This window comes from Actinoplanes sp. ATCC 53533 (assembly GCF_003947245.1).
This window is the reverse complement of record NZ_QHHV01000332.1, coordinates 1-6,229: the sequence shown is the minus strand read 5'-3', so window position 1 is coordinate 6,229 and position 6,229 is coordinate 1. Positions and strand designations below refer to the sequence as shown.

Below are 6,229 nucleotides of genomic sequence, written 5' to 3'. Positions count from 1 at the left end.
GCAGAGCAGCAACTGCCCCATCGACGCGGCCATGCCCATGGCCACGGTGGAGACGTCGTTGTCGATGAACTGCATCGTGTCGTAGATCGCCATGCCGGAGTAGACGGAACCACCCGGCGAGTTGATCCACAGGTTGATGTCGCGGTCCGGGTCTTCCGCGGAGAGCAGGAGCAACTGCGCGCAGATGCGATTGGCAACCTGGTCGGTCACTTCGCTGCCGAGGAAGATGATCCGCTCCCGCAGCAGGCGGTTGTAGACCGAGTCGTCGAGGTTGCCACTGATGGAGTCACCACCACGCAGGGTGGGACTCCCAGGGATGTGCAGATCGGTCATGGCAGCCCTTCACAGCTGACTGTGTCGGCCGAGGATCCGGCCGGCAGGTTGTCCGTCGTACGACCAACCTAACCGGTCGCATGCGCATCAGCTTCCCGCTCGGGCAGGTGTTCGCTGACAGCGCATCAGCTCCCGCCGTACCCGGAAAAAGAGCGGCCGCCGCGCACCGTAAGTGACGCGCGGCGGCCGACCCGTGATATCAGCTCAGTGATTGTGCCCGGCGTGCTCGTCCTCGGAGGCCTCGCGGAGGTCTTCGAGAGAGAGCGTGTTGCCGTCACTGTCCGTCATCGTGACCTGCTCCATGACGTTGGCCAGGGCCTTGCCGCGGCGCACGTCGCCGAAGACGGCCGCGGCCGCACCCGACTGGACGAGCTGGTCGTAGTACTGCTGCGGCTGCATCTGGGCGCGCTGGGCGCGGTGCACGATCTCGTGCCCGAACTCGTCGTCGGAGACCTGGATGTCCTCGGCGTCCGCGATGGTGTCGAGCAGCAGCTGGATCCGGACGCCCTCGGTGGCCGCCTCGGTCAGCTCGGTGTCGATCTGCTCCTCGGTCTTCTCCTCGGAGGTCAGGTAGTCCTCGAGGGTGGCGCCGATGCGCTCGAGCTGGTCGGTCATGGCCTGCTTGCGGCCCTCGACCTCATCCTTGACGATGCCCTCGGGGGCCGGGATCTCGGCGGCCTCGACGAGCTGCTTGAGCGCCTCGTCGCGAGCCGCGTAGATCTGCTCGACCTTCTTGACCTTGCCGAGCCGCTCGCGCAGGTCGCCCTTGAGCTCCTCCAGGGTGTCGAACTCGCTCGCCAGCTGGGCGAACTCATCGTCGATCTCGGGGAGCTGCTTGTCCTTGACCGACTTGACGGTCACGGCCACCTCGGCGTCACGGCCGGCGAAGTCGCCGCCCACGAGCTGGGTGGTGAACGTCGCGTCGGCGCCGGCGACCAGGCCGACCAGGACCTCGTCGAGACCCGGCAGCAGCTGCTTGCTGCCGACCTCGTGCGAGATGTTGCTCGCGGAGCCGCCGGCCACCTCCTCGCCGTCGACGGTCGCCCGGAGGTCGAGCTGGACGTAGTCGCCCTCCTCGGCCGGGCGATCCACGGTCTTGAGGGTGGCGAAACGCTCCCGCAGGCCCTTGATCTGCTCATCGATCTCGCTGTCACCGATCTCCACGGCCGGAACGGTGACGGAGATGCCGGACAGCTCGGGGATCGTGATCTCCGGCCGGACGTCGACCTCGGCCGTGAACTTCAGCGGCTCGTTGTCGGCGAACTCGGTGATCTCCACCTCGGGGCGGCCGAGCGTCTTGACATCATGCTCGCGAACCGCGGCGAGGATCTGCTGCGGAATGGCCTCCTGCACGGCCTCGTTGAGGACCGTGCCCCGGCCGACGCGCTGGTCGATGACCGCAGCGGGGATCTTGCCCCGGCGGAAGCCGGGGATCTGGACCTGAGAACCGATTTCGCGGTACGCCTTCAGCAGGCTGGGCTTCAGCTCGTCGAACGGCACCTCGATGGCGAGCCGCACCCGAGTCGGACTCAAAGTCTCGACGGTGCTCTTCACAGGCGTACTCCTTGATGGATCTCTTCGATGTTGGTGAAGTCGGGGTGGCGGGATTTGAACCCACGGCCCCTCGCTCCCAAAGCGAGTGCGCTACCAAGCTGCGCCACACCCCGTGGCGACGGCAAGTGTATGCGGTCCGCTGCGTGTCGTGTGCCGCGGCGTCACCCAGGTGCGCCACGCGGGGGATATCGGGTTCGCATGCGGCGGCGGCATTCAGTATTGTGGGCACGCGCGGCACCGTGAGTGCGGCGCAACGCGGGCGTAGCTCAATGGTAGAGCTTCAGTCTTCCAAACTGACTACGCGAGTTCGATTCTCGTCGCCCGCTCAGAGCACGAAGGCCCAGGTCAGAGGTGGTTTCCTCGACCTGGGCTCTCGTCGTTCCCCGCCCCTGGATGATCTTGCGGAACACTAACTCAGCGCTCGGGCCGCTAGCCGGTAAGTTTCCGGATATGACCGAGGGCGCGGAGCGGGTGGTCGCCGGTCGCTACCGCCTGGCGCGGCCCTTGGGGCGGGGCGGGATGGGCGTGGTCTGGCAGGCGCACGACGTCCTGCTCGGTCGCGACGTGGCCGTCAAGGAGATCCGGCACGCCGCCGCCCACGCCGAACCGGCCGGCCCGCCGGATCCGCACATTCAGCGCGCGCTGCGGGAGGCCCAGGCCGCCGCCCGGCTTCGCCATCCCAGCATCATCACCGTGTACGACGTGGTCTTCGACGACGATCGGCCCTGGATCGTCATGGAGCTGGTCGACGGGCCCTCGGTGGCGCAGGCCATCGACGACCACGGGCTGCTGCCGGCGGGGCAGACCGCGCGAATCGGGCTTCGGGTCCTCGACGCGCTGCACGCCGCCCACCGCGCGGGCATCACCCACCGCGACGTCAAGCCGGCCAACATCCTGCTCGGCGCCGACCAGGTCGTGCTCACCGACTTCGGCATCGCCGCCATCGACGACGCCACCGCTCTCACCGCCGCCGGGCTGATGGTCGGATCGCCGGCATACCTGGCGCCGGAGCGGATCGACGGCCAGGCCGCGACCCCGGCCGCCGATCTCTGGTCCCTCGGCGTCACCCTCTACACCGCGGTCACCGGTCGCTCGCCGTTCCAGCGAGACAGCACCCTGGCCACCTTCGCCGCCATCCTGACCACCGCGCCGACCCCGCCGGCCCATGCCGGGACGCTGTGGCCGGTGATCAAGGGCCTGTTGGACAAGGACCCGGCCCGCCGCCTCTCCGCTGAGCAGGCCCGCGAGCTCCTGGGCGCCGTGGCCGAACCGGCCCGCGCACCCGGATCCGCGCCGGGGCAGCGCCGGCCCGGCCGGCGCCCCGTCCGGGTCAGGCGGCCGCGGCCGGCTCACGACGATCTGCCACAGACCGCCGCCGCCCCGCCGGCCACCGTCGCCGCGCCGACGGAGTATCAGACCTCGCACGGCGGAGGCGCCCCGGGCACCACTGAGCCGGCGGCGGCCGGCACCGCCCTGCGTGCTGCGCCTGTCCTCCCGGCGGCCTCGGCCGCCTTGCCTGTCCTGACGCCCGGCCCCGGCTCCGCGCCGATGCCCCCGCCGACGGGCCGGGGACGGTGGCCGGGGCTCGCCGCGGTCGCCGTACTGGCGCTGTTGATCTCCGCCGTGGCGTTCGCCGCCAGCGAATGGCATGCCCGCCGGCCGTCGTCACCGACCACTGCGGCGTCTCACCCACCCTCCTCTAACCCATCCACCTACGTCTACAGTCAGACCCGGCTGGCCGGCCGGCCCATCTGCGCCGCGGTCTGGAACCAGGCGGGGACCCGGTACGCCGTGACGAGCGCCGACCAGGGACTCGAGATCTTCGGTCGGGACGGCGCGCTGGAACGCACGTTCGCCCCCGCCCTGACCGACGGCTGCGATCTCCACGATGCGGACGTGCACTGGGACCCGACCGGCACCGCCGTGGCCGTGATCGGGAAGTCCGGCAACCTCAAGAACCGGCTCCATCGCTTCAATGTCGACAGCGGTTCGGCGGTCGTGGCACGCCTGCCACCCGGAGCGGTCCGCGGCAGCCCTCCGCCGGTGTGGACCGGATCAGACGTGGTCGCCCAGCTCACTGAGGGTGCCCTGGTGCTGGTATCGATGAACGGCGCCGTGGGTCGCGACGTCGTGCCTCGCTCGCTGTTCCGGTACAAGCCCGTGCCGGATAGCTCCTTGGCCATCAAGCGACCCATACGAGCCTTGAGCATCCCGCCGGACGGTGACCGGTTCGTGGTCAGTTGGACCACAGGCCCGGACGAGAGTCCGCTCTTCGAGGTGCGCCGGCTCTCCGACGGAGCCCTGGTGTATGGCATCGGCCGCACCTCGGACAACGGCGACGCGGATCTCCTCGCCGTCAGCCCGAACGGTGCCCTGGTGGCGGTCGGCATCTCCGACTTCGGCGTGGAGATATGGGATCCGGAGACCCGGCGCCGCGTGGCGACACTGCGCGGGCCCGACGGCGAGATCAGCGACCTGCGATGGTCCGGCAACGGCAGGTATCTCCTCGCGGTCAGCCACGGCCGGCAGCGGGCGTACGTCTTCCGCAGCGGCGACTGGACCCTGCTCGGCGAGCTGGCGCCCCACGAGACCACCGGCCGGGGCATCGGCGTCGAGGCCGGCGACGTCGGCGACGACGGCTCCGTGTTCCTGGTTCCGCAGGGCGCGCGGGGCATCGACGTCTTCACCTTGACCTAGCGCGACGGCCCGAACCCCACCCGGCCGTTCAGCACGGCGAGCTTGCGCGGCACCCGGGACAAGCGGCGTCCAGGTCGACATCCTGCGGCCCGCTCACCTCAGCGCAGCCACTGATCCGGCGCGAGTCCGGGCTGCGGGGCCCCTCAGACTCGGTCGCCGATCGTGCTGCCGTCAGGCAGGATGACGGCAGCAGCCCGGCCCCGGCGGAGCACCCGGCCGCCGATGAGAGCGGCCACGATGTCGCTCAGCAGGGCGATGTCCTCGTCCCCGGGACCTAACTCGATTCGCGAGTCCTGACCGAAACTCACGATGACCTCGTGAGAGCTCCACGCCACGCCGAATCCGTCCGGGCCCTCCGGGCCGAACGTGACGTCCAGCGTGGAGACGCCGTCCTCGACGAGGTGCCAGGTCGGGTCGGCCGGTCCGGCGACGCCCGCCGTGCCCTCCCTGAGCGTGCGCTCGACAGGATCCACTGCTCCCACCTCAGGTCCTTGGTCCGTTGAGCAGGTCCCACTTGCGGCCGGATCCGGTACGGACCCGGAACACCCAGCCATAGTGTCCCTGTTTGTACTTCTTGACGCTCCAGCCTATGCGCCATCCGCTCTTCCCCGGCTGGTTGAAGCGCCCCGCCTGGACACCCTTTCCTGCTCCCTTGTTGCCGAAGAAGCGGCTGCGAACACCCCACTTGTTGCTCGACCACATCCGCCGGCCGGCCCAGCCGTATGCCTTCGTGGCCCCGCGCCAGATCTGCCGGCCGCCCCACCTGACACCCCGCCAGACCTGACGTCCGACGTACTTGCCGGCTCGGGCGCACCAATTGCGGCCGGCGCGACAGGCCTTGGAAGCGGCCCAGGCGGCGCCCCGCAGGATGAGCCCGATGAACTTTCCGTCGAGGTCCTGCTTGTTGACGGGGTCCGCGCAGGTGTACTCGTAGGCGTTGCAGCTTCCGCCGACCACCGGGTCCACCTGGAGGAACCGGCCCAGGCTGGGTGAGTAGAGCCGGACGCCCATGAGGATGACGCCGCCCATCGCTTCGGCGGAGCGCTGCTTGCCGCCGAGCCAGCCGTAACGCTGGGTGGCCTGCGCCGCTACCGGCACGCCGAACTCGTCGTAGTCGTACAGCTCCGGCTCGCTGAGCGCCGAGTTGATCGTCACGGCGACGTCGCCGTGCAGGTTGGTGAGCTGGAGCTGGACCTCACCGGTCGACGTCGTCGTCGCCGCCAGGTCGCTGTCCGGACCGGCGACGTTGCGGGTGAAGGCCTGGCCCGCGGTGTCCTCGACGACCCACCGGACCTCATCGGTGTCGTCACCGTAGTGGTTCAGCTTCGAGGTGGACCCGATCCAGGCGCCGTCGACCTCCGTCTCGGTGCTGAAACCGCGGAACCGGTACGCCGGGTCGAGCGTCCAGGTCTGCCGGGCGTCGCCCAGTTCCTGGCGCTGTACCAGGTCGTTCGCGTAGTAGGTATTGGTCAGCCCGCCCGGTACGGCAGTGGTCCGCCCGAACGCGTCGTAGCTGTAGCCGGCATCGGTGAGCCGGTCGGCCGAGTCGTACGAGTGCTCGGTCAGCGTGGCACCGTCCGTGCTGCAGACGCCGTCCGTTCCGGGCCCGGAGAGTTCCTGCTGCCTGCGGTTGGAGCGGACGTCG

The 6,229-nt window shown here is 69.8% G+C and carries 5 protein-coding genes and 2 tRNA genes; 2 read left to right on the top strand and 5 right to left on the bottom strand.

Features of this window, described 5'->3' with window-relative positions; translation table 11 throughout:
* The 3 genes from DMB66_RS56200 to DMB66_RS56190 all read right to left on the bottom strand — a co-directional run.
* On the bottom strand, positions 1 to 333 hold a 333-nt coding region (locus DMB66_RS56200), incomplete at its 3' end, for an ATP-dependent Clp protease proteolytic subunit (RefSeq protein WP_199753226.1).
* Positions 334 to 537: 204 nt separating this feature from the next.
* Positions 538 to 1,887: a trigger factor gene (gene tig, locus DMB66_RS56195; protein ID WP_125812201.1), complete on the bottom strand. Its 1,350-nt coding sequence runs from the start codon at positions 1,885 to 1,887 to the stop codon at positions 538 to 540.
* Between the two features lie 39 nt (positions 1,888 to 1,926).
* Positions 1,927 to 2,000, bottom strand: a tRNA-Pro gene (locus DMB66_RS56190).
* Positions 2,001 to 2,142: 142 nt separating this feature from the next.
* Between DMB66_RS56190 and DMB66_RS56185 the strand changes: the two genes are divergently transcribed.
* Together DMB66_RS56185 and DMB66_RS56180 are read left to right on the top strand one after the other, a co-directional pair.
* A tRNA-Gly gene (locus DMB66_RS56185) sits at positions 2,143 to 2,213 on the top strand.
* Between the two features lie 124 nt (positions 2,214 to 2,337).
* Positions 2,338 to 4,584: a WD40 repeat domain-containing serine/threonine-protein kinase gene (locus DMB66_RS56180; protein WP_158647693.1), complete on the top strand. Its 2,247-nt coding sequence runs from the start codon at positions 2,338 to 2,340 to the stop codon at positions 4,582 to 4,584.
* A gap of 143 nt (positions 4,585 to 4,727) precedes the next feature.
* On the opposite strand, the gene DMB66_RS56175 is transcribed toward DMB66_RS56180, so the two are convergent.
* Both DMB66_RS56175 and DMB66_RS56170 read right to left on the bottom strand, forming a co-directional pair.
* Complete coding sequence (locus DMB66_RS56175; protein WP_125812199.1) at positions 4,728 to 5,057, bottom strand: hypothetical protein; 330 nt, start codon at positions 5,055 to 5,057, stop codon at positions 4,728 to 4,730.
* A gap of 10 nt (positions 5,058 to 5,067) precedes the next feature.
* A partial coding sequence (locus DMB66_RS56170) for an RHS repeat-associated core domain-containing protein (RefSeq protein ID WP_305028062.1) occupies positions 5,068 to 6,229 on the bottom strand: 1,162 nt, incomplete at its 5' end.